21 protein-coding genes are annotated in these 21,474 nt (G+C 63.9%); 5 read left to right on the forward strand and 16 right to left on the reverse strand.

What is annotated here, in order from left to right; translation table 11 throughout:
- Position 1: 1 nt before the first annotated feature.
- On the reverse strand, positions 2 to 1,561 hold the full coding sequence (locus ACMGGW_RS14520; protein WP_342102338.1) for a TIGR04028 family ABC transporter substrate-binding protein: 1,560 nt from the start codon (positions 1,559 to 1,561) through the stop codon (positions 2 to 4).
- A gap of 241 nt (positions 1,562 to 1,802) precedes the next feature.
- Here ACMGGW_RS14520 and ACMGGW_RS14525 point away from each other — a divergent pair, with 241 nt between their 5' ends.
- Positions 1,803 to 2,045: a hypothetical protein gene (locus ACMGGW_RS14525; protein ID WP_025303447.1), complete on the forward strand. Its 243-nt coding sequence runs from the start codon at positions 1,803 to 1,805 to the stop codon at positions 2,043 to 2,045.
- Between the two features lie 15 nt (positions 2,046 to 2,060).
- On the opposite strand, the gene ACMGGW_RS14530 is transcribed toward ACMGGW_RS14525, so the two are convergent.
- A complete protein-coding gene (locus ACMGGW_RS14530; RefSeq protein ID WP_197832563.1) occupies positions 2,061 to 2,690 on the reverse strand; it encodes an alanyl-tRNA editing protein in 630 nt (209 codons plus the stop codon).
- Positions 2,691 to 2,775: 85 nt separating this feature from the next.
- Here ACMGGW_RS14530 and ACMGGW_RS14535 point away from each other — a divergent pair, with 85 nt between their 5' ends.
- On the forward strand, positions 2,776 to 3,711 hold the full coding sequence (locus tag ACMGGW_RS14535; protein WP_142590235.1) for a LysR family transcriptional regulator: 936 nt from the start codon (positions 2,776 to 2,778) through the stop codon (positions 3,709 to 3,711).
- On the opposite strand, the gene alkB is transcribed toward ACMGGW_RS14535, so the two are convergent.
- Positions 3,694 to 4,341: a DNA oxidative demethylase AlkB gene (gene alkB / locus ACMGGW_RS14540; protein ID WP_089194933.1), complete on the reverse strand. Its 648-nt coding sequence runs from the start codon at positions 4,339 to 4,341 to the stop codon at positions 3,694 to 3,696. The genes ACMGGW_RS14535 and alkB overlap by 18 nt on opposite strands.
- Positions 4,342 to 4,480: 139 nt before the next feature.
- Between alkB and rarD the strand changes: the two genes are divergently transcribed.
- Positions 4,481 to 5,359 (forward strand): EamA family transporter RarD, encoded by an 879-nt coding sequence (gene rarD, locus ACMGGW_RS14545; RefSeq protein WP_060447888.1) that lies wholly within the window; start codon positions 4,481 to 4,483, stop codon positions 5,357 to 5,359.
- 1 nt (position 5,360) lies between these two features.
- Here rarD and dhbA read toward each other — a convergent pair whose 3' ends face one another.
- From dhbA to citC, 13 genes are all read right to left on the reverse strand, one after another.
- Positions 5,361 to 6,119 (reverse strand): 2,3-dihydro-2,3-dihydroxybenzoate dehydrogenase, encoded by a 759-nt coding sequence (gene dhbA, locus ACMGGW_RS14550; protein WP_025303452.1) that lies wholly within the window; start codon positions 6,117 to 6,119, stop codon positions 5,361 to 5,363.
- 102 nt (positions 6,120 to 6,221) lie between these two features.
- Positions 6,222 to 7,412, reverse strand: coding sequence for an isochorismate synthase (locus tag ACMGGW_RS14555; protein ID WP_197832549.1), 1,191 nt, complete (start codon positions 7,410 to 7,412; stop codon positions 6,222 to 6,224).
- Positions 7,413 to 7,602: 190 nt separating this feature from the next.
- A complete protein-coding gene (locus ACMGGW_RS14560) occupies positions 7,603 to 8,322 on the reverse strand; it encodes a 4'-phosphopantetheinyl transferase family protein (RefSeq protein ID WP_313246235.1) in 720 nt (239 codons plus the stop codon).
- Positions 8,323 to 8,329: 7 nt separating this feature from the next.
- Entirely contained in the window at positions 8,330 to 8,701 is a 372-nt protein-coding gene (locus ACMGGW_RS14565) for a DUF86 domain-containing protein (protein ID WP_043143151.1), read from the reverse strand.
- Complete coding sequence (locus ACMGGW_RS14570; protein WP_049204986.1) at positions 8,698 to 8,988, reverse strand: nucleotidyltransferase family protein; 291 nt, start codon at positions 8,986 to 8,988, stop codon at positions 8,698 to 8,700. Before ACMGGW_RS14570 ends, ACMGGW_RS14565 begins: the two co-directional genes overlap by 4 nt.
- 119 nt (positions 8,989 to 9,107) lie before the next feature.
- Entirely contained in the window at positions 9,108 to 10,337 is a 1,230-nt protein-coding gene (gene agp / locus ACMGGW_RS14575; RefSeq protein WP_099817420.1) for a bifunctional glucose-1-phosphatase/inositol phosphatase, read from the reverse strand.
- 146 nt (positions 10,338 to 10,483) lie between these two features.
- On the reverse strand, positions 10,484 to 11,947 hold the full coding sequence (locus ACMGGW_RS14580) for an anion permease (RefSeq protein WP_004940821.1): 1,464 nt from the start codon (positions 11,945 to 11,947) through the stop codon (positions 10,484 to 10,486).
- A gap of 25 nt (positions 11,948 to 11,972) precedes the next feature.
- Positions 11,973 to 12,857 carry a triphosphoribosyl-dephospho-CoA synthase CitG gene (citG, locus tag ACMGGW_RS14585; RefSeq protein ID WP_060433535.1) on the reverse strand — a complete coding sequence of 295 codons (885 nt, stop codon included), beginning with the start codon at positions 12,855 to 12,857 and terminating at the stop codon, positions 11,973 to 11,975.
- Positions 12,838 to 13,386, reverse strand: a complete 549-nt coding sequence (gene citX / locus ACMGGW_RS14590) for a citrate lyase holo-[acyl-carrier protein] synthase (RefSeq protein ID WP_049204979.1) — start codon at positions 13,384 to 13,386, stop codon at positions 12,838 to 12,840. The genes citG and citX overlap by 20 nt, the downstream gene beginning before the upstream one ends.
- Positions 13,387 to 13,389: 3 nt before the next feature.
- Complete coding sequence (gene citF / locus ACMGGW_RS14595) at positions 13,390 to 14,895, reverse strand: citrate lyase subunit alpha (protein ID WP_028130661.1); 1,506 nt, start codon at positions 14,893 to 14,895, stop codon at positions 13,390 to 13,392.
- Positions 14,895 to 15,815 (reverse strand): citrate (pro-3S)-lyase subunit beta, encoded by a 921-nt coding sequence (citE, locus tag ACMGGW_RS14600; RefSeq protein ID WP_016927085.1) that lies wholly within the window; start codon positions 15,813 to 15,815, stop codon positions 14,895 to 14,897. The genes citF and citE overlap by 1 nt, the downstream gene beginning before the upstream one ends.
- Positions 15,799 to 16,107 carry a citrate lyase acyl carrier protein gene (gene citD / locus ACMGGW_RS14605; protein WP_004940811.1) on the reverse strand — a complete coding sequence of 103 codons (309 nt, stop codon included), beginning with the start codon at positions 16,105 to 16,107 and terminating at the stop codon, positions 15,799 to 15,801. Before citD ends, citE begins: the two co-directional genes overlap by 17 nt.
- Positions 16,107 to 17,177: a [citrate (pro-3S)-lyase] ligase gene (gene citC, locus ACMGGW_RS14610; protein WP_004940809.1), complete on the reverse strand. Its 1,071-nt coding sequence runs from the start codon at positions 17,175 to 17,177 to the stop codon at positions 16,107 to 16,109. Before citC ends, citD begins: the two co-directional genes overlap by 1 nt.
- 313 nt (positions 17,178 to 17,490) lie before the next feature.
- On the opposite strand from citC, the gene dpiA reads away from it, so the two are divergent.
- Positions 17,491 to 18,177 (forward strand): two-component response regulator DpiA, encoded by a 687-nt coding sequence (gene dpiA / locus ACMGGW_RS14615; RefSeq protein ID WP_089196040.1) that lies wholly within the window; start codon positions 17,491 to 17,493, stop codon positions 18,175 to 18,177.
- A 102-nt stretch (positions 18,178 to 18,279) separates the two neighbouring features.
- The gene (locus ACMGGW_RS14620; protein WP_197832546.1) at positions 18,280 to 21,369 is read left to right on the forward strand and encodes a beta-galactosidase; all 3,090 of its coding nucleotides are present in this window, start codon (positions 18,280 to 18,282) and stop codon (positions 21,367 to 21,369) included.
- The last annotated feature ends 105 nt before the right edge of the window (positions 21,370 to 21,474 follow it).

Consider the following 21,474-nt stretch of genomic DNA (forward strand, 5'->3'; position numbering starts at 1 on the left):
CTTAATGTTTCTCTAACCAGGCGCCGTAGAAGCTCGGGCGGCCGACCGCTTCGAAGCTCACCCCCTTCAAATAAGGCGCGCCGGCGAACACCTGCGGCTCCTCAAAAAACGGGATCACGTAGGCCTGGTCAATCAGGTAGTTTTGCGCCTCACCGGCTGTCTGCAGGCGCTTTTGCGCGTCAACCTCGGAGGCAATGCCGAGCAGCAGGGCGTTCAGCTTGTCATCGCTAAAATTGCTGTTGCTGCTGGTACCGCCCTTCTGCAGCAGCCCATCGCGATTGGTTGGATAAAACTGACTTTTGATCACGTCCGGATCGGCGCGCCCCACCTCCACCACCGTCGCCGGGGTTTTCTGTGGGTCGAGATTATCCGCCACCCGGCTGCCGGCGTCGCCCGCCAGAATGTTCAGCCGCGCGCCGACCTTCCCCCACTGCTGAGAAACCAGCTGCAACACCGCCTTGTTCTGCGGCTGCGGCAACGATTCATACACCGTCAGCACCAGCTTCTTGCCGTCCTTTTCCCGCAGCCCGTCGCCGCCCTTTTTCCAACCCGCTTCATCCAACAGCCGGTTAGCCTGCTGCGGGTCAAATTTCAGCTTGTCGGACAGATCGACAAAGCTGGCGGCCGAGGAGGCGATCACCGATTTGGCCTGCGGGTAGTTGACGGAAAACAGCGTATCGACGATCTGTTTGCTGTCGGTGGCATGCAGCAGCGCCTGACGCACGCGCAGATCGGCCACCAGCGGGTTATCCGGCCGGAAAGCGATGCTGTCGTTGACGCCGCGCGTCGGTGCGGCATAAATGATAAAGCCCTGATCCTGCGTTTGCTTCTCGTCATAGGCCTGGATCTGGCGGATAAAATCTGCCTGCCCGGCCTGCAGCGCACCGATGCGCACGCTGTCCTCACCGGTGACGATCACCTTGATGCCGTCCAGATTAGCTCGCCCTTGTTGGGGCGATTTGGCCGGCCCCCAGTCATAATCCTTGCGGGCGCTGAGCTCGACCTCACGCCCCAGCGTTTCGCCGCTGACCACAAACGGACCGGAACCGATGATATGGCGCGCATCGCCCAGTTCGTCGTAGCTGCGGTTCAACGTGCCGAGCGATACCAGCCCGGAGCCAATAGTGGCGGTGCCCTGCAGGAAACCCGGCGACGACCGCGTGAAGTAGAATTTAACCGTCAGCGGATCCACCACTTCGCTGCGCTGGTAGTTATTGATTACCTCGGAAACCGGCAGGCGTTTCTCCTTGTTGCCCAGCCCGTAAGTGTCGAAGTTCTTCGCCACCGCGTTGGCGTCCAGTGGCGTGCCGTCGGAGAAAGTCACGCCGGGGCGCAGCTTGAAGGTATATTCGGTTTTGTCGGCGTTGCTGCTCCAGGACTCGGCGATCCAGGGTTCAATTTCCAGCGTCTTGGGGTTCTGGTAAGTCAGCTTATCGGTGATCTGATTGAGAATACCGCCGTTGGGGTAAAACCCACCGGAAGGCGGATAAAGATTGGTGTGCGCCTGCTGTTCGAGGTAGATCAGCGTGCCGCCCTGCACCGCCGCCAACGCCGGGCTCATCGCCGCCGCCCCTCCTAACGCCACCGCTATTCCACCGGTTAATACCTTGAAAGAAAACTTAAACATTCGCGCCGCACCCATATTATTTCTGAAAGTTATGGGTTAGATAACAAACCAAATCGGCGGGGAATTGAACGAACTAATTTCGCTAACCAATGGTGTAAATCGCACAAGACGCGTCGCTTGGCGACGAATGCATTTTGTTATAAAGTATCAAAATCTCAGCCAAAGGAAGACGACGATGAAAATCCAGCTGTCGCTGCTGTTTCTCAGCCTGTTGGCCGGCAAGGCCGCGGCGTTTCAGTCAAAAGTGCCCGAACCGCGCCCGGAACAGGCGCGCGCGGCGGAACAAAACATCGAAAATCTGTTTTACGGCTTTCACGCCATGGACGCCCAGCCGGTGAACATCGGCAGCTGCGCGGCAGTGCCGGTAGCGGGATGTCAATGCGCATTCTGCACCCAGCTGCGGCAGGCCGGGCGTTGAGCCGCTCTCCCTTATTCAACCCAGCTCATACTGCACATTCAACTGCCCTTTCTTCATCTTTATGCCGGTGATCGCGATCGCGCCCACCTCGCCCAGCGCGGCGACATGGGTGCCGCCACAGCCGTAGGCGGGCAGCTCGCCGAAACCGATCTGGCGCAAACCGGCCACCGCCTGTTGGCGGCGCGGTAAATCGGCAGCAATCAAGCGCGCCAGCTCCGCCTGCAAAAAGTCCGCTTCTATCGTCTGTGCATCCGGTCCCGGCGCGAAAGTGATGCGCCCTTCCCCCGGCCAATGATGCGCCTTGACCGGCCGCCACCCCCGGGTTTCCCCCAGCCAGCCGATCAGATGCCCGCCGGAGTGCCAACGGGCGTGCAGCCGACGCTGCGCTTCATCGATTTGCATCGTGACCGGCCCGATCGGCAGCGGCGCGGCGGTAAAGTGCACCACGGAATCCCCCTGCTGTTGCACTCGCAGCACGGCGACGCCGTCTAACGCTCCCACATCGGACGGCTGGCCGCCGCCCTGCGGGTGGAACAGCGTGGCGTCCAGCTCCACGGCGTAAGCGCCCGCCTCGGCCGGCGCGCAGCTCAACACCCGTGCCTGGCCCTGTAAATCGTCGCTGTAGTAATAACGTCGTTCGGTCATCATTTTTCTCCTCGGTTCGAAGAGCCATTATATTCATGTCATAATCGGAGCATAATCCGCCGCCATCACAATGGACCTTTGCGTCATGAGCACAAATCTTTCTTACGCGCTGTTGCCCGAAATGGCCATTTTCGTTCAGGTGGTAGAGAGCGGCAGTTTTTCCGCCGCCGCCCGCAAGCTGGGCACTTCGCCTTCCGCCGTCAGCCGCAGCGTGGCGAAGCTCGAGCAGGCGCTGGCGCTGCAGCTGCTGCACCGCACCACCCGCAAACTGCGGCTGAGCGAAAGCGGCGAAGAGGCGTTTGCGCACTGCCGCACCCTGCTGGCGGCGGCCGACGCGGTCATGGCGATCGGCGGGCGCGGCGCCGTGGAGCCCGAAGGGCTGGTCAGCGTCAGCGTACCCAAAGCGGTGGGCCGCTTCGTGCTGCATCCGCACATGCCGGAGTTCCTGCGCCGCTACCCAAAGGTGGACGTGAGGCTGCGGCTGGAAGATCGCTACATGGATTTGATCGACGATCGGGTCGATCTGGCGCTGCGCATTACCGATCGCCCGTCGCCCGGGTTGATCGGCCGCCAGTTGATGAGAATAGACCATCTGCTGTGCGCCACGCCGCACTACCTGGCGCAGCACGGCACGCCGCAGCACCCGCACGATCTGGCGGCGCACAGCTGCATCTATCTGGGAGAGACGCCGAGCGATGCGCAATGGAAGTTCCGCCGCAGCGGCAAAACGGTGACGGTCAACGTGCGCGGCCGCTACGCCGCCAACCACACCGGCGTGCGGCTGGACGCGGTGAAACGGCATATCGGCATCGGCAGCCTGCCGTACTTTACCGCCCGCCAGGCGCTCGACGACGGCGAGACCGTGCAGGTGTTGCCGGAATGGGATTTCCTCAGCAGCTATCACGGCGGCCTGTGGTTGCTTTACGCGCCCAACCAGTATCTGCCGCCCAAACTGCGGGTGTTTATCGACTATCTCGTCGCCTGCCTGGCGCAGGAGCCGCCGTTAAAGCGCCTTGCGTAGCGTGATGTTGATGCGGTGCGGCCCCACCAGCGAGTGGTAGCCTTCTTTGACCGGCAAAATGCCGTGAAAACAGAGCCGCGATGGGCCGCCCCACACCACCACGTCGCCGTGCGCCAATGGGATGCGCCGCGCCCGGTCGCTGCGTTGCAGCCCGCCGAACTGAAATACCGCCGGCAGCCCGAGCGACACCGAGACGATCGGCGCACCGAAGTCGTGTTCGTCTTTATCCTGATGCAGCGACAGCTTGCTGCCCGGATCGTAACGGTTCATCAAACAGGAATCCGGCACGAAGGGGCCAAAGCCCGCCTGCTGCGCGGCTTCGTCCGCCAGCGCCATCAGGATCGGCGGGATCGGCGGCCAGCGTTTGCCGCTGCGTGCATCGCGTTCCGAATAGCGGTAGCCGCGGCTGTCGCTGGTCCAGCCGTTGCCGCACCAGCTCATCGCCACCGACATCACGTGCCCGCCGGGCGTGGTCAAATGCCGCCACGGCACCTGGGCCACCACGCCCTGCACCGCCGCCAGCAGCTCCGGCCCGTGATCGCGCACAAAACCGTGCATCACCACCGCGCCGGGGGCGATCTCTTCGCGCCACGGCGGCGGCAGCGCGTCTTCAAAAAGATCGATTGTCATCGCCACAACCTGTATGAATACACAGTATTCATTGTAACCCGCCGCCGCCGATTGTCCAGCGCCCGGCAACGCCATTGTCGTTGGCGGCAAATTTCTCTACAGTAGCCGCCATAAAATCAATCACTCACCAGGAATGCGTGTGATTAAGGGCATCACTCTTTCGGTCGTCGCCTCCATCTTGTTCGGCGCGATGTATTACTTCACCTCTACCCTCACCCCGCTGAACGGCGAACAGGTCTACGGCTGGCGCACGCTGCTGACGCTGCCGTTCCTGACACTGTTCATGGCGCTGTCCGGCGATTGGCGCAAAGTGGGCGACACGCTGGCCTGGATCGGCCAACGGCCGCAGCGCCTGCTGGGGCTGCTGCTCACCTCGGCGCTGCTGGGGGTGCAGCTGTGGCTGTTCCTGTGGGCGCCGCTGCACGGCAAGGCGCTCGACGTATCGCTCGGCTATTTTCTGCTGCCGCTGACCATGGTGCTGGCGGGCCGTTTGATCTACCGCGATCGGCTGTCGCTGCTGCAAAAGCTGGCGGTGGCGTGCGCCATGGTGGGGGTGGGCAATGAGCTGTATCAGGCGGGCGGCGTATCATGGCCGACGCTGGTGGTGGCGCTGGGCTATCCGCTCTACTTTATTTTGCGGCGGCGTTTCGGCACCGATAATCTCGGCGGGCTGTGGTGCGAGCTGGCGCTGATGCTGCCGGCGGCGGCCTGGTTCGCCTTCGGCGACGGCGGCGCGGCGGCACTGTCGATCAATGCCGAGCTGTATTGGCGCATTCCGCTACTCGGCGTCATCAGCGCCGTGGCATTGGTGTGTTATATCCTCGCCAGCCGCCTGCTGCCGTTCAGCCTGTTCGGCCTGCTGAGCTATGTGGAACCGGTGCTGCTGGTGATCGTCGCGCTGCTGCTCGGCGAGAGCATCAGCCAAAGCGAATGGCCAACCTATCTGGCGATCTGGCTGGCGGTGCTGCTGCTGGCGGCGGAAGGCGCGCAGCACCTGCTGCGCCGCCAGCGGGTCTGACTCAGGCGGCCAGCGTCGCGCCGCCGTCGATCACGATGTCCTGCATGGTGATGTGGCTGGCCAGGTCGGAGGCCAGGAACAACACCGCGTTGGCGATCTCGTCCGGACGGGCGATTTTGCCCAGCGGGATCCCCAGCTTGAACATCTCGGGGAAGCCGGCGATGGTGCGTTGCTGCGCATCGTCGGTCTGCCACATGCCGCGCTGCATCGGCGTGTCGGTCGAGCCCGGCGACACCAGATTGCACCGCACGCCGAACGGCGCCATTTCCAGCCCCACGCAGTGGTTCAGGCTGGTCAGCGCCGCCTTGGAGGCGCAGTAGGCCGCCATCTGCGCGCGCGGTACGTGCGCGGCGTTGGAGCCGATGCTGACGATCGCCCCGCTGCGCTGCGCCTTAAAGTGCGGCAGCACGGCGCGGAACAGGTAAAACGCCCCCGAGGCATTGACGTTGATGCACTGGTGCCAGTCATCCACGCTCAGATCTTCGGTATTGCCCATGCGCAGAATGCCGGCGGCGTTGACCAACACGTCCAGTTGCGGGTTCTCCGCCAGCTGTTGGCGGCACACCGCCTCCACCTGCTCCGGCCGGCTGATGTCCAGCGTCACGCAAGGGTAAGGCAAGTCCGGGTTGGCGAACTCGCGGTCAAACCCCACCACCTCGGCACCCTGCGTTAAAAAATGCCGGGCGATCTGCTCGCCGATGCCGCGCGCCGCGCCGGTCACCCACACGCGTTTGCCGGTGAAATCCATCTGAATGCTCATGCGCACACCGCCATCCGGGCGCACAGCCGGGTCATGTTGTTGTTCATCGTTGTCTCCTGCGAAAAGGATAGGATGCGGCGCGCGCTGCGCCGCAAAGTGGCCCTACAGCGCGCCGCTGTTCAGGCCGAAAGCGTTAAGCATGGTGCCCAGTTTGGCGGCGGTTTCCAGCCACTCGGACTGCGGCGTCGAGGCGGCGACGATACCCGCGCCGGCGAACAGCCGCACCCGGTTGCCGCGCAGCAGGCCGCTGCGGATGACGATCGCCCACTCGCCGTCGCCGTTGGCGTCGCACCAGCCGACGATGCCGCTGAACAGGCCGCGATCGTACGGTTCCAGATCGGCGATCAGTTGGCGGGCGCTCTCGGTCGGGAAGCCGCACAGCGCCGGCGTCGGATGCAGCAGACAGGCCAACTGCATCACGTTGAGATTCGGGTTCAGCAGCTCGCCGCGAATGCGGGTGGACAAATGCCACATGGTGCCGGTACTGAGCAGCGACGGGCCGCTGGGCACGCTCAGGCTGGCGCACAGCGGTGCCAGGTGCCGACGGATGTCGTCGATCACCAGCTTGTGTTCGTATTTGTCTTTGGTCGAGCGCATCAGGCGCTCGCTGCCGAGGCGATCCTGTTGCGGATCGTCCTGACGGCGCGCCGAGCCCGCCAGCGGGTTGGTGTGGATCTCGCCGCCCTGCTTGCGGATCAGCAGCTCCGGGCTGGCGCCGATCAGCACGCCGCCATCGGCCAGCGGCAGGGAAAAGTGGTAACCGGTCGGGTTCTGCACCATCAGGTTATTGAGGATCTGGTGGCCCGCCACCGGCTGCTCCAGCTCGATGTCGAGGATGCGCGACAGCACCGCCTTGTCCAGCTTGCCCTGTTTAAAGCGGCTGACCGCTTCCGCCACCGCATGCTTGAAGCGCGGTTCGTCCGGAATGCTGGTGCAGGCGGCCAGGCGATGCGGCTGTTGCAGCATCGGGCGCGCGGCGCGGGTAAAGCTGTCGTTGGCGACAAACTGGCAGTTTTCAGGCACGTACAGGCAGGAAGGCCGGCGCGTATCGAACGGAATGGCGCCCACCACCACCGGCGTCTCTTGGCCGGCGGCTTTGGCGCGCGTCAGCGCCTGGCGAATATGCTGCGTCAGCGCGCTGCCTTCCTGCTCGCCGCCGAACGCCGGCGTTTCGATACGCTCAAACACACCGTCGGCGGAGAGGGACCGGAATTCGGACCGGTACAAAAAGGTCGATTGTTCGGCGTACACAAACCCGGGGAAGGTTTGGTTTTCTGTCGTCAGTGTCGCCACAAGACCACTCCTTTGTTGCGCCTTACCAATGATAATGTTTATGCGAATAATTATCATTAGCTATAAAAAGGAGAATAAACTACACCGGAACCCCACCGTGGGTCAATCTCCGATGAATGAATCTTTCCGCCCGCCGCGGCACATCCGCGTTACGGTGCCGCAAGAAATAACACACTGTTATTATTATGTTTTAGCAAAAAATAAAAGTCGTGACATCGTCACCTTCACGCCAAAAACGCCCGTTAAACCGGCGGCCGGCGGGGCAATTTGGCGTCAAGGTCTTAAGCAACGCTAATACAAACGTCTGCCGCTGCGTATCCACGGCGACCATGCGCGCATCGAGAAAATCGAAGTAACAGCGCACCTGCGGATAAAGCGCCTTGAACAGGCTCTCTTTGGCGGAAAACGTCAGCGTCAGCAGTTCGTTGAACGCCAGCGCCTCGCGCAGTAACGCCTCGCGCTCCCCCGCCGAAACGATCGCCCCCCACAGCTCCTCCGCCCGCACGTCGGAGAGCAGCGTCTCCACATCCAACCCAACGCCACCCAGCCCGCTCTCGCGGTGTACGGCGCACAACGCGGTATCCGAATTATGGCTCAGCGCCCCGGCGATACCCGGCGGCCACTGCGGCGCGCGATCTTCGCCGCGCGCCAGGGTGAAATCGGCAAAACCGAGCGGCGCCAACAGTTGCCGCGCCAGAACACGCCCGGCCAGATACTCCGCACGGCGCTTCGGCACCGCGCGCGCCAGATGATCCGGCAGCGCAAAGCCCGCCTCGGGAAAACGCTCGTCGCGATACTCCGCCAGTGCAAAATGGCAGCACGCCACCTGGCCCGGATAGCCGTCCGGCGTGAAAAATTCGATATTGCGGATAAAAGTGGGGCTCCGGCAGGAACCAGAGTCACTGTCCAAAGAAAGCTTAATCACCGTCGTTTAACTTCTCAGCATCCTGGCGTACCGCCAACAGCTGTGTAAGCAGTTCCGGCAACGCCGTTTGCACCGTCGCCCAGACCACTTCAAGGTTGATATCAAAATAACCGTGCGCAATGCGATTACGCATGCCGCGCATGTTTCGCCAGGGGATTTCAGGATGGCGTTGCGTAAACGCGGGGCTGCCATCCATGATTTTCGTCACGGCTTCACCGATAATAATCAGGCTCATAATGACCGCCTGCTGAGTGCGTTTATCTTCGATAAAATCTGCCGCCGCCAAGCCATCAACGAAATCACAGGCATCCTGCGCCGCCTGTTGCATGTGGCTCAGATAATCGACCAACCGCGCATCTTTCATACCGGTTGGGCCTCCGCCAAAACCTGCTGACGAAAGGTCGGCGGCAAATCGAGCGGCGTCAGCAGATCCACCTGAATGCCCAGCAGCGCTTCCAGTTCCGACTGCAGCCCTCCCAGATCAAACAACGTGGCACCCGGCAACGCATCGACCAACAGATCCAAATCACTGCCCTCCCGATCGGTGCCATGCAGCACCGAGCCGAAAATCCGCGGATTGGCCGCAGGGAACAGCCCAACCGTTTTTCGGATCGCCTGGCGATGTTCTGCAAGAACAATGGATGGTCGCATGGTTTTCTCTCCCCGTTACACCTAACGAAATGCTAGGTGATCGGTTGAGGGGATTCAAGCACAATCCCCCGGCAGCCGCGCCTATGCCTCTCCCCCGCGATCGGAAGAGAGGCCGGGCATTACAAGATGCCTTTCATGGTCTTTTCGAAATCGCTCCAGGCACAGAAGCCGTCTTTGTCGATCGGGCAGCCTTTCAGCGCCAGCGTCACGCGCTGCGGCGGGGTTTGCAGCGTCAGCGGCGTCGCCTTGCGCAGCTGTTCGGTGGACTGATAGACGTACTCAATCTTCAGCAATTCACGGTCGCTCTGCGCGTCGCGCCAGCGCTGGAACACCAGTTTGCCGCCGATCGGCGTTTTCTCGTACTGCTGCGGCAGCTGATACGGCTGGAACTGCATGGCCGACAGCAGCGAGGCGATATTGGAGTCGTGGCCGACCAGCACCGTCAACTTCGGCGCGTCCGGTTTGCGCTCGCCCAGCAGCGCGTTGTTGATGTAGGTCAGCAGCGGTTTGGCGACGTTTTGCGCCACCACCGGCGAGGTGAACAGCGAATCCTGATAGCCGTCTTTCAACTGCGCCAGCTGCTTCCACTGATGCGGGGTGGCGATTTTGCCCCAGGCCACCTCTTTCATCGGGAAACCTTCGTAATACTGCAGCATAAAGGCGTCCACCAGCGAGTTGCCCACCCGCAGCGGGCCGGAGACGCCCGGCTCTTTGCCCGGCACCGCGCTCATCACGCTGGCTTCTTTGGTCAGGTCACAGTGTTTGTCGGTCTTGCAGGCGGCGGAATCCTTGTAGTCGATGATCTTCGCCAGCTGTTGGTAAGAGGCGTCCAGCTTCAGCGATCCCAGCGCGGCGTTCATCGCCGCCAGCGCCTGCTGGTTGAAGGCTTCGCTGGTGTCAGTGATGATCGGGTTGAAGGTCGGATCCATCTCGCCCATCTTGTCCTGATGGTGCACGCTGACGTCGCAGCCAGGGAACGCACCGTTGCTGAAGAACTGCGCGGTGGCCACCGTGCGCTGCAGGCTGTTGGCGTAGACGTACACGCTGCCGGCGGTCGGGCAGCCCTCTTGCGGCAACAGGCCGGTCTGCTTCAGCCAGGCGTTGAAGTAGTGCCCCATATACACTTCCAGCACCCCGCCCTTGGTGGTCAGCTGGCCGCCCGGCGTTTCCCAGGCCGGCCAAGCCTTCGGCGTGGACTGCGCCAACACGCTGCCGTTGTTGGCCAGCGGCGCGCGCAGGTTATGGCGGCTCATCACCAGCACCTGCTCCAGTTGATAACCGCCGGCGTCCGCCAGCGCATTCCCGGTGAATAACAAAGGCAGGCACAGCAATAACGTTTTTTTTCTCATCCGCAGAGGCTCCCGGAAAATGATTATTTTTAAGGTGTTAGCGTTTGCCTGCGTATGATGGCGGGGTTAGTGTGACAAGTGTGTGACAGGGTTCACGGGAAAGGATCGTAACCGCGGCCACCGGGCGGTGGCCGCGTGGCTTCAACTCAGTACCACAGGCTCATGATCGGCCAGCCGATCAGCAGCAGCGCGGCGATGTACACCACGCCGAGAATGCCGCCCAGGCGCCAGTAGTCTTTCGATTTCACGTAACCACAGCCGTAGATGATCACCCCCGGCCCGGTGGCGTACGGCGTCAGCACGCCCATGATACCGATCGACAGCACCAGCAGCATCGACAGCTGTTCCATCGGCACGCCCGGCAGCCCTTTGCCGACCGCCAGGATCACCGGCAGCATGGTGGCGGTATGCGCCGACAGGCTGGCGAACAGATAGTGGGCGAAGTAGAACACCAGCACCAGCGCCACCACCGTCATGTTCGGCGAGAAGCCGTCCAGGTGGGTGCTCATGGTCTGGGCGAACCAGTCGATAAAGCCGGAGCGCGTTAGGCCGTTGGCCATCACCACCAGCGTCGCCAGGTTAACCAGCGTGTTCCAGGCGCTGGAGTATTTGGTGATCTCTTTCCACGACACCACGTGCAGCGCCAGCATCAGCGACACCGCCAGCAGGCATACCGCGGTGGCGTCCAGCATTTTGCCGCCGAACACCCACAGACACAGGCTGAGCAGCACCAGGCCGATCAGGGTGTACTCCTTGCGCGTCAGCTTGCCCATTTCCCCCAGCGCGGTATCCGCCCAGGCGGCCACTTCGCTGCTGTGGGTCACGCCCGGTTTGTACAGGTAGTAGGAGATCAGCGGCGCGATGATCAGCAGCAGCAGGCCGACCGGCAGGAACGCCAGGAACCACTGCATCCAGCTGATGTGCACCCCGGCAATCTTGCCGACGAACTCGATGCCCAGCACGTTCGGCGCGGCGCCGGTGACGAACATCGAGGAGCTGATGCTGGTGCCGACCACCATCATCCACATCAGGTAACCGCCGATGCGGCGCGAGGAGGGATCGTTAGGGAAAGAATCGAACAGCGGCGGCAGGTTTTTCACCACCGGGAACACCGTGCCGCCGGTGCGCGCGGTGTTGGACGGCGTGAACGGCGCCAGCAGGATATCGATGATCACCACCGCATAGCCCAGCGTCAGCGTGCGCTTGCCCATGAACTTCACCAGGAACAGCGCGATGCGCCGCCCCAGCCCGGTGGCCTCGTAGCCCAGCGCGAAGATAAAGGCGCCGAACACCAGCCAGACGGTGGTGCTGGAGAAGCCCGCCAGCCCCCATTTCAGCGCCTCTTTACCGGCCTTGAAGCCCGGCTCCGCCAGCTCCTGCGCGCCGAACAGCACCCAGTTGGCGCTGAGCACGCTGACGGTTACCGCGATAAAGCTGATGGCGGTGGCCGGGATCGGCTCCAGAATCATGCCGACGATCATCGCCACAAAGATGGCGAAGTAGTGCCACGCCTGCGGCGGCATGCCGTCGGGCACCGGTATCAATAACAGGATCGCGAGCACCGCCAGCGGCGCTATCGCTTTCCAGATCTTTTCCTGGGTTTGGGACATAGGGACTCTCCTGAAGGCTTGGTTATTATTCTTGGGCACCCAGCTGCGCCAGCAGCCAGGTCACTATCAACAGGTCGGCGCTGCCGCCGGGGCTGAGGTTGCGGGCGATGCAGTCAGCATCGAAGCGCCGCAGGCGCGCCAGGCCCGCTTCCCCCGCCGAGCCGCCCTGCGCCAGCAGCAAGGCCGCCCGGCGCCGCAGCCAGCGCAGCCCGTGCAGGCCGCCGCGCGAGGCGACGTTGGTGTCGTCGTTGTGGGCCATCAGCCACAGCAGGCTGTCCAGCAGCGCCCGCTGTTCGTCGCCACCGGCGGCCAGCCGTTGCCGATACAGCGGCAGCGCGCCGTCAAGCACCAACCGAAAACCGGACTCCGCCTCGCCGCGTGCGCCGCTCAGCCCGTGCGCGGCGAACAGCCGCTGGCCGGCGGTCTGCCCGGCGTTGTTGCGCCGCAGCTCACGCTCCACCAGCCCCCGACACATCGCCGCCACCTCGGCGCACAGCGCTTCTGCGCCGATGGCGCGGCCCTGCTGCTGCAGGCGGCCGAAGGCGGTACACAGCAACCCGAGTGAGAACACGCTGCCCTTGTGGGTGTTAATGCCGCCGGTGGCGCGAAACATCTGGTTTTCGCAGGCCAGGCCAAGCGGCCGCAGCCGCGCCAGCTGCTGCTCTGCCGGCAAAGCCGCGTCTTCCCGTCCGCGTTGGATAAAGCGCGGCAGCCACACGCCGATGGCGCGGGCGCTGCGGTAGAAGTGCCCGAGATCCATGTCGCGGTGGGCGCCGGTATTATGGCGATCCACCAGCCCCGGTTTGGGCGTGAGGTTGACCTCCACCAGCAGCGCGCGGAAAGCGGCGCGGGCGAAGCCGCAGGCCGGCTCGATGCGGCGGGCAGGCAGATTAATCGGCAGAGATCGCATCGTTGAACATCCTTTCCATTTCATGCAGCAGCTGCTCGCTGCTATGCCTCCGTTGGCGGGCGCAGATCTTGGCCGGTTGGCCGCACAACAGGCAGCGCCGTTCCGGCAGGCCGATGTCGCGGCGCGACAAAATGCGCCCCTGCGTATCCAGCACGTCGATATCCCACAGTCGGCCGATCGGGCGGCTCACCTCCAGCTGCATGGCGCAGTCTTTCACCCGCTGGGCATCGGCGCGCAGCGCCACAAACCCTTCGCAACCGGTGGCGAGCGCCAGCGCCTCGGCCTGCGGGCTGGGCCAACCCTGTTCGGCGCACAGCCGCAGCAGCGCCGCCCACCCCAGGTTGAAGATGCCGCGCGTCAACGCGCTGTCCTTCACCGGGCCGGGCACCACCAGCGTCAGCACCAGCAGCGTGCACTCGTGCTGCGCCAGCCACGCCTGCTGGCGCGCTTGGCGGCATTCGCGGCTGGTGAGCAGCGCCGGCAGGCTGACCGCGCGTTCGGCGGCCAGTTGGGGATCGACGGCGGCCATCGCTTACTCCGCCACCTGATGCACCACGTCGATCACCGAACCGTCGCGGTAGCGCACCACCGCCACCACCTTGTCGGTAAAGGCGATCGGCTGCGGTTCGCCGGTCAGCTGCAGCGCGCGGGCGCGCAGCCAGTCGATGCTCACCACCTCGAGCCCGGCCTCCCGCAGGCGCTGCGCCAGCTCCGGCCGCGCCGGGTTGACGGCGATGCCATGGTCGGTCACCAGAATGTCGATGCTGGAACCCGGCGTGACGCAGGTGGTCACCTGCTCCACCAGCGTCGGGATGCGCCCGCGCACCAGCGGCGCGACGATGATCGCCAGCCGCGCGGCGGCGGCGGTGTCGCAGTGGCCGCCGGACGCGCCGCGCAGCACGCCGTCGGAGCCGGTCAGCACGTTAACGTTGAAGCCGGTGTCGATTTCCAGCGCGCTCAGCACCACCACGTCGAGCCGATCGACCGACGCGCCCTTGGAGCTGAAGTTGGCGTACTGGTTGGCGCTGATTTCGATATGGCGCGGGTTGCGCGCCAGCGAGGTCGCCGCCGCCCGATCGAAGCTCTGCACGTCCAGCAGCTTGCCGATCAACCCTTTCTCGTGCAGATCCACCATGGTCGAGGTGATGCCGCCGAGGGCGAACGCGGCGCGAATGCCGCGGGCGCGCATCTTATCCTCCAGGAACCGGGTCACCGCCAGCGAGGCGCCGCCGGTGCCGGTTTGCAGCGAGAACCCTTCGGTGAAGTAGCCGGAACCGGCGATCACCTCGGCGGCGCGGCGGGCGATCAGCAGCTCGCGCGGGTTCGAAGTCATGCGCGTGGCGTCGGCGCCGATCTTGTCGGCATCGCCCACCCGCTCCAGCTGCACGATCAGATCCACCCGATCCTGCGCCAGGCTGGCGGGATGATGCGGATACGGCACCAGCTGCTCGGTCAGCAGCACCACGGTGCCCGCCGCCTCGGCGTCCACCCGCGCATAGCCGAGCGAGCCGCAGCAGGCTTCACCGCTGTAGCCGTTGGCGTTGCCGAACTCATCGCAGGCCGGCACGCCGAGGAAGGCCACGTCTATCTTCAGCTCGCCGGATTCGATCAGGTTGACCCGGCCGCCGTGCGAGTGAATTTGCACCGGCTCCGCCAGCAGCCCGCGCGATACGGCGTCCGCCAGCGGGCCGCGCAGCCCGGAGGTGTAAATGCGGCTCACCACGCCGTGGCGGATATGCTCAACCAGCGGCGCATGGCAGTCGGTCAGCGAGCTGGAGGCCAGCGTCAGGTTGCGGAACCCCATCGCCGCCAGCGTCTCCATCACCTGATTGAGCGCCAGATCGCCGCCGCGAAACGCATGGTGGAAGGAGATGGTCATGCCGTCTTGCAGCCCGCTGCGGCGCACCGCTTCCTGCAAGGAATCGCACAGCTTGAGATCGCGCGGTTTGCGCGCCTGCAGGTTGGCTTTGGACACGTCCTGATAGCCCGGCAGATCCGCCGGGTTGGCGAAGGTCATCAATCGTTGTTGGCGGTTCATCATGCTTCCTCCCCGTGCTGCGCCGGTTCTTCCCGCAAGCCGGACAGCGCGGCGCGCTCCAGCACCAGCCGGGCGCGTTCAATCACCGGGCTGTCGACCATTTTTCCGTTGAGCGACACCACGCCGCGCCCTTCCCGCTCCGCTGCTTCAGCGGCGTCCACCACCCGCTGCGCGTGCGCCACCTCTTTAGCGGTCGGCGCGTACAGGTTGTGCAGCAGCTCAATCTGGCGCGGGTTGATCAGCGATTTGCCGTCGAAGCCGAGCTGTTTGATCAGCGCCGCTTCCTGCAGGAAGCCGGCCTCGTTGTTGGCGTCGGAATACACGGTGTCGAACGCCTGAATGCCGGCGGCGCGCGCCGCCTGCAGCAGCGAGCAGCGGGCGAACAGCAGCTCAATGCCCTCCGGCGAGCGTTCGGTGCGCAGGTTGCGCACATAGTCTTCCGCCCCCAGCGCGATGCCGATAAGCCGCGGCGAAGCGTGCGCGATCGCCACCGCGTTGGTGATGCCCTGCGCCGATTCGATCGCTGCCAGCAGCCCGGTGCTGCCGACCGGCCGCCCGCAGGCTGCTTCGATGGCGGCAATCTCGCGCTCCATGTCGACAACGTCCTGCGCGCTGTCGGTCTTCGGCAGGCGCACAATGTCCGCGCCGCCGCGCACCACGGCCTGCAAGTCCGCCAGGCCGTAGGCGGAGTCGAGCGCATTGACGCGCACGATGGTTTCCACCTCCTGGTACAGCGGATGCTGTAGCGCGTGGTACACCAGCCGGCGCGCCGCGTCTTTTTCACGCAGGATCACCGAGTCTTCCAGATCGAACATCAGCGCATCGGCCTGGTAGATAAAGGCGTTGCTGACCATCGCCGCGTTGGCGCCGGGAACGAACAGCATGCTGCGGCGCAGCCGGGTTTTATTCAGCGTTTTCATCTTTCGCCTCCCACGGCAGTTGGCCGCCCTCGCAGGCGCGCATCAGCGCGGTTTCCAGCCGGGCGCGCAGCACGCAGTCCAGCGCCCCCTTGTCGTCGACGATCACCTGCACCGGCTCCACCTCATAGCGCTGCAGCACCTCCAGCAGGGTGCGACGGATCGCCGCGCCGAACTGTTTTTCCACGCTGCTGGCGATCAACAGATCGTGCTGCGGCCCCTCGGCGGGCGCGATGCGCACCATGACATCGCTGGATTCCAGCGTGCCGGCCATTGCTTCTCGGATAATTTTCATCATTCACCTGATTGTGCGGACTCAAAAGGATGCGGGGCCGCCTTGGCCCGGCGCTGCGTTTGCAGATCCTGCAGGTAGTACAGGGTGTCCGGCGGCACCAGCGGCGCGGCGGCGTGGAAGTCCCCCGCCGCCAGCAGCTTGCGCACCCAGGAGGCGGAGATCGCCGTGCCCTGATATTGCAAACGCTCGATTTCCACCAGCGCGATCGGCGGGCTGGGCAGCGCCGGCGTTTCCAGCCAGTAACGCATGTCGCGGTTGTATTTCGCGGTCACCGCGCAGAACGGCTCGTTGCCGACGAAGCGGTGGGTGATGCCCAGCGCGGGCGCCAGATACTGGCGGAAGATCTTCAGATCGATTTCGGTGTAACAGTCGTCGGCCACGCCCTGATCCTTGATGAAGTAACAGGGGAAGGTGGCGCGCGAGATCACGTACTGCGAGCCTTCGTGTACCGTGAGGTTGGGGATATCGGCGGTGCCGGCCAGCACCAGCCGGCGCCGGTCTTCATAGCTGAAGCGCGAGGTGTTTTCCTTTACCAGAAACAGGTGCAGCCAGTCGCAGCGTTTGGCCGCCTGACGCACCAGATACTGATGCCCACGGGTGAAGGGGTTGGCGTTCATCACGATGCTGCCGATGGTGTCGCCCGGCCGGCGCTGGCTCGCCAGTTGGGCGGCGTAGCGCTTCAGGCGGCACGGGCTATTTTCCATCAGCACCACGATGCCCGGCACGGTGGCGATCGGGTAGAAACCGCACTGGCGGAACAGCGGCTCGTTCTGCACCTTGGTGTAGATAAACAGCTGGGTGTGATGGCGCTCGTAGGCCAGGTTCACCAGCTCGGTCGCCAGCGCCAGCGCCAACCCTTCGCCACGCATCAGCGGACTGATGGCGACGCATTTGATAATATTGTCGGCGATACCGCCGCAGGCGACCAATTTGTCGTGCTGGGTAACGGTAATAAATATTTCAACCGTGGTGTCGATATTCAGATCGTTACTGCGCAAGAAGGCGCTTATTTCCGAAATCGCTTTATGATCCGATCGCTTTACCCGATTAAATACGGCATCGCCTAACATAACACGCTCTCTGGGTTAACTGACAAACAACAAATTAAATACAAAAAAGCATTTTAATTAACATCAACAAGAATAATTAAAACCTTAAAAACCATGGAGATAAACGCCATCTCGCGTTCGATAAATCAATGGTAAACAGAAAAAAAACGCCGATTATTGACCTATTTCACAAACCGATTCCGGTTAATAAGTTATTTAATGTTCTTTATTTACTTAATTAATCTTATGGTGTTTATTATTGAGATAATCTTTATTTGGCGCCGCAATTTACTTACATTCATTTAGCATCTTGATTGCAATAGTAGGTTTCATTATGGAATGGCTGAACATCCTGATCGTTGAAGACGAAACGCCGCTGGCGGAAATGCACGCGGAGTTTATCCGCCAGAACGGCGGCTGCCGCCAGATTTGGCTGGCCGGCACCCTGGCGCAGGCGCGCGCCATGACCGAGCGCTTCAAGCCGGACCTGATTCTGCTGGACAACTTTCTGCCGGACGGCCAGGGCATCACCCTGCTGCGCGAACTGACGCTGAGCGGGTATCGCGGCGGCATCGTGTTCATCACCGCCGCCAGCGACATGGCCACCGTGGCCGAGGCGTTGCGTTACGGCGTGTTCGACTACCTGATCAAACCGCTGGCCTATGACCGGCTGAGCCAGACCCTGCAGCGCTTCAGCCAACGCCGCGAAGCGCTGAAGGACAAAGCGCGCCTCAACCAGCGCCGCATCGACGAGATGTTCAACACCTACGCCCGCGGCGAACAGCAGGCGACGCTGCCCGCCGGCATCGACGAGCTGACGCTGGGCAAGATCCGCGCGCTGTTCGCCGAACCCGCCGCGCGCCACACCGCTGAAAGCGTTGCGCAAAAAATGGGGCTCAGCCGCACCACCGCGCGCCGTTATCTGGAGTTTTGTACCGCCGCACAGCAGCTGCGCGCCGAGATCATTTACGGCAAGGTCGGCCGCCCACAGCGGATCTACCGCGCCGGCGAACCGCATTAACGGTTATTTGATCGCCCTTGCAAGGTTGCGTGTAACCGCTTTACTTTTTATGCGCCGGTCAGCATCTTGGTGAGCATCACCTAGCCGACAGGACGATCGCCGATGCCCGCTGCGCCCCTTGCTTCCCTGACCGAAATCCTCGCCCGCCGTGACTGGCAAAACCCGGCCTGCCCCCACTACCGCCGGCTGGACGCTCACCCGCCGTTCGCCAGCTGGCGCACGGTGGAAGACGCGCGCGACGATGCCCCCAGCGCCAGCCGCCGGTCGCTGAACGGCGAGTGGCGCTTCAGCTATTTCCCGCGCCCAGAGGCGGCACCGGAAGGCTGGCTGCAGCAGGATCTGCCGGACGCCGCCCCGCTGGCAGTGCCGGGCAACTGGCAGCTCGCCGGCTACGATGCGCCGATCTACACCAACGTGCGCTACCCGTTCCCGGTCGATCCGCCGCGCGTGCCGGAAGACAACCCGACCGGCTGCTACTCGCGCACCTTCAGCGTCGATCCGGCCTGGCTGGCCGCCGGCCAGACGCGCGTTATCTTCGACGGCGTCAACTCGGCGTTCTATTTATGGTGCAACGGCCACTGGGTCGGCTATTCGCAGGACAGCCGCCTGCCGGCGGAGTTCGATCTCAGCCCGTGGCTGCGGCCGGGTGAAAACCGGCTGGCGGTGATGGTGCTGCGCTGGTGCGACGGCAGCTATCTGGAAGATCAGGACATGTGGCGCATGAGCGGCATCTTCCGCGACGTCAGCCTGCTGCACAAACCCGCCGCGCACCTGAGCGATGTGCGCATCACCACGCCGCTGCATGACAGCTTTACCCGCGGCGAACTGGTGGTGACGGCGCGCGCCAACCGGCCCGGCCCGCTGCAGGTGCAGGTTCAGCTGTGGCGCGACGGCACGCGGGTGGCCGAACGCACCCAGCCGCTCGGCAGCGAGATCGTGGACGAGCGCGGCGCCTATGACGATCGCGCCACGCTGCGCCTGCCGGTGGAACGCCCGGCGCTGTGGAGCGCCGAAACGCCCGCGCTGTATCGCGCCACCGTCGCCCTGCTCTCGCCCGAGGGGGAGATTATCGAGGTGGAGGCCTATGACGTCGGCTTCCGTCAGGTAGAAATCAGCGGCGGGTTGCTGAAGCTCAACGGACAGCCGCTGCTGATCCGCGGCGTTAACCGCCACGAGCATCATCCGCGCCACGGCCAGGTGATGGACGAGGCGACGATGCGCCACGACATCCTGCTGATGAAGCAGCACAACTTCAACGCGGTGCGCTGCTCGCATTACCCCAATCACCCGCTGTGGTACCGGCTGTGCGACCGTTACGGGCTGTACGTGGTGGACGAAGCCAATATCGAGACCCACGGCATGCAGCCGATGAACCGGTTGGCTGACGATCCGCTGTGGCTGCCGGCGATGAGCGAGCGCGTCACCCGCATGGTGCAACGCGATCGCAACCACCCTTGCATCATTATCTGGTCGCTGGGCAACGAGTCCGGCCACGGCGTAAACCACGACGCGCTGTACCGCTGGGTGAAAAGCCAGGATCCGACCCGCCCGGTGCAATATGAAGGCGGCGGCGCCGACACCGCCGCTACCGACATCATCTGCCCGATGTATGCGCGAGTGGATCAGGATCAGCCGTTCCCGGCGGTGCCCAAATGGGCGATCGGCAAGTGGATCGGCCTGCCGGAGGAACAGCGGCCGCTGATCCTGTGCGAATACGCCCATGCGATGGGCAACAGCTTCGGCGGCTTTGAGCGCTACTGGCGCGCGTTCCACCATTACCCGCGCCTGCAGGGCGGCTTTGTCTGGGACTGGGTCGATCAGGCGCTGATCAAACGCGACGAGCACGGCCAAGAGTTCTGGGCCTACGGCGGCGACTTCGGCGACACCCCCAACGATCGCCAGTTCTGCCTGAACGGGCTGGTGTTCGCGGATCGCACCCCTCACCCGGCGCTGTTCGAAGCGCAGCGGGCGCAGCAGCTGTTCCGCTTCACCTTCGACGCCGCCTCGCTGACGCTGACCGTCACCAGCGATTACCTGTTCCGCCACACCGACAACGAGCAGCTCAACTGGCGGCTGGAGCTGGACGGCGTGGAGCGCGCCAGCGGCAGCTTCGATCTGGCGCTGCCGCCGCAGGGCAGCACTCGCTTCACCCTGCTCGATCGCCTGCCGATGCTGCATCAGCCCGGCGAGCTGTGGCTGAACGTGGAGGTGGTGCAGCCGCAGGCCACCGACTGGTCCGAAGCGCACCACCGCTGCGCCTGGGATCAGTGGCGGGTGCCGCGCGCGCTGCATCCCGCACCGCCGCCGGCGCAGGGCGTGCCGCCCACGCTGGCTGAAGACGATCAGGGGCTGACGCTCACCCACGGCGACCAGCGCTGGCGCTTCGAGCGCAGCAGCGGCCACCTGACGCAGTGGTGGCAGAATGAGCAGCCGCAGCTGCTGACGCCGCTGCGCGACGGCTTTGCGCGCGCGCCGATCGATAACGACATCGGCGTCAGCGAAGCGGATCATATCGATCCCAACGCCTGGGTCGAACGCTGGAAGCTGGCGGGCCTGTACCGGCTGGAGGAACGCTGCACGCGGCTGCAGGCCGATGCGCTGCAAAACGGCGTGCAGGTGGTGAGCGAACACCAGTTCGGCGTGGACGGGCAGATTTTACTGATCAGCCGCAAACAGTGGCTGTTCGACGCGCTGGGCGCGGTGAGCGTGAACGTGGAGGTCGAGGTGGCCGACGCCCTGCCGCCGCCGGCGCGCATCGGCCTGCACTGCCAACTGGCGACGGTGCAGCCGCAGGCGGAATGGCTGGGCCTGGGCCCGCACGAGAACTACCCGGATCGATGCCTGGCCGCGCAGCACGGGCGCTGGCGCCTGCCGCTGGCGGATCTGCACACGCCGTATATTTTCCCCGGCGAGAACGGCCTGCGCTGCGATACCCGCAGCCTGCGCTACGGCGGCTGGCGCATCGACGGCCGCTTCCACTTCTCGCTCAGCCGCTACGGCCTACAACAGCTGATGGCCTGCAGCCACCAGCATCTGCTGCAGCCGGAAGCAGGCACCTGGCTGCATCTGGACGGCTTCCACATGGGGGTGGGCGGCGACGACTCCTGGAGCCCGAGCGTGCACCGGGATTACCTGCTCACCGCCGGCGTTTACCGCTATCAGCTGCGCCTGCAGCGGGCGCCCGAGGGCTAAATCTGCCAAAAAACTCAACGGGTTGCGCATTCTGTAAGCAAACAGTCACAGAATGTGTAATCCGCCTTTGACATGCCGACGGCGCCTCGCTATTATTCGCCCCGT

This window comes from Serratia sp. BNK-4 (assembly GCF_048685115.1).
GTDB lineage: Bacteria > Pseudomonadota > Gammaproteobacteria > Enterobacterales > Enterobacteriaceae > Serratia > Serratia bockelmannii.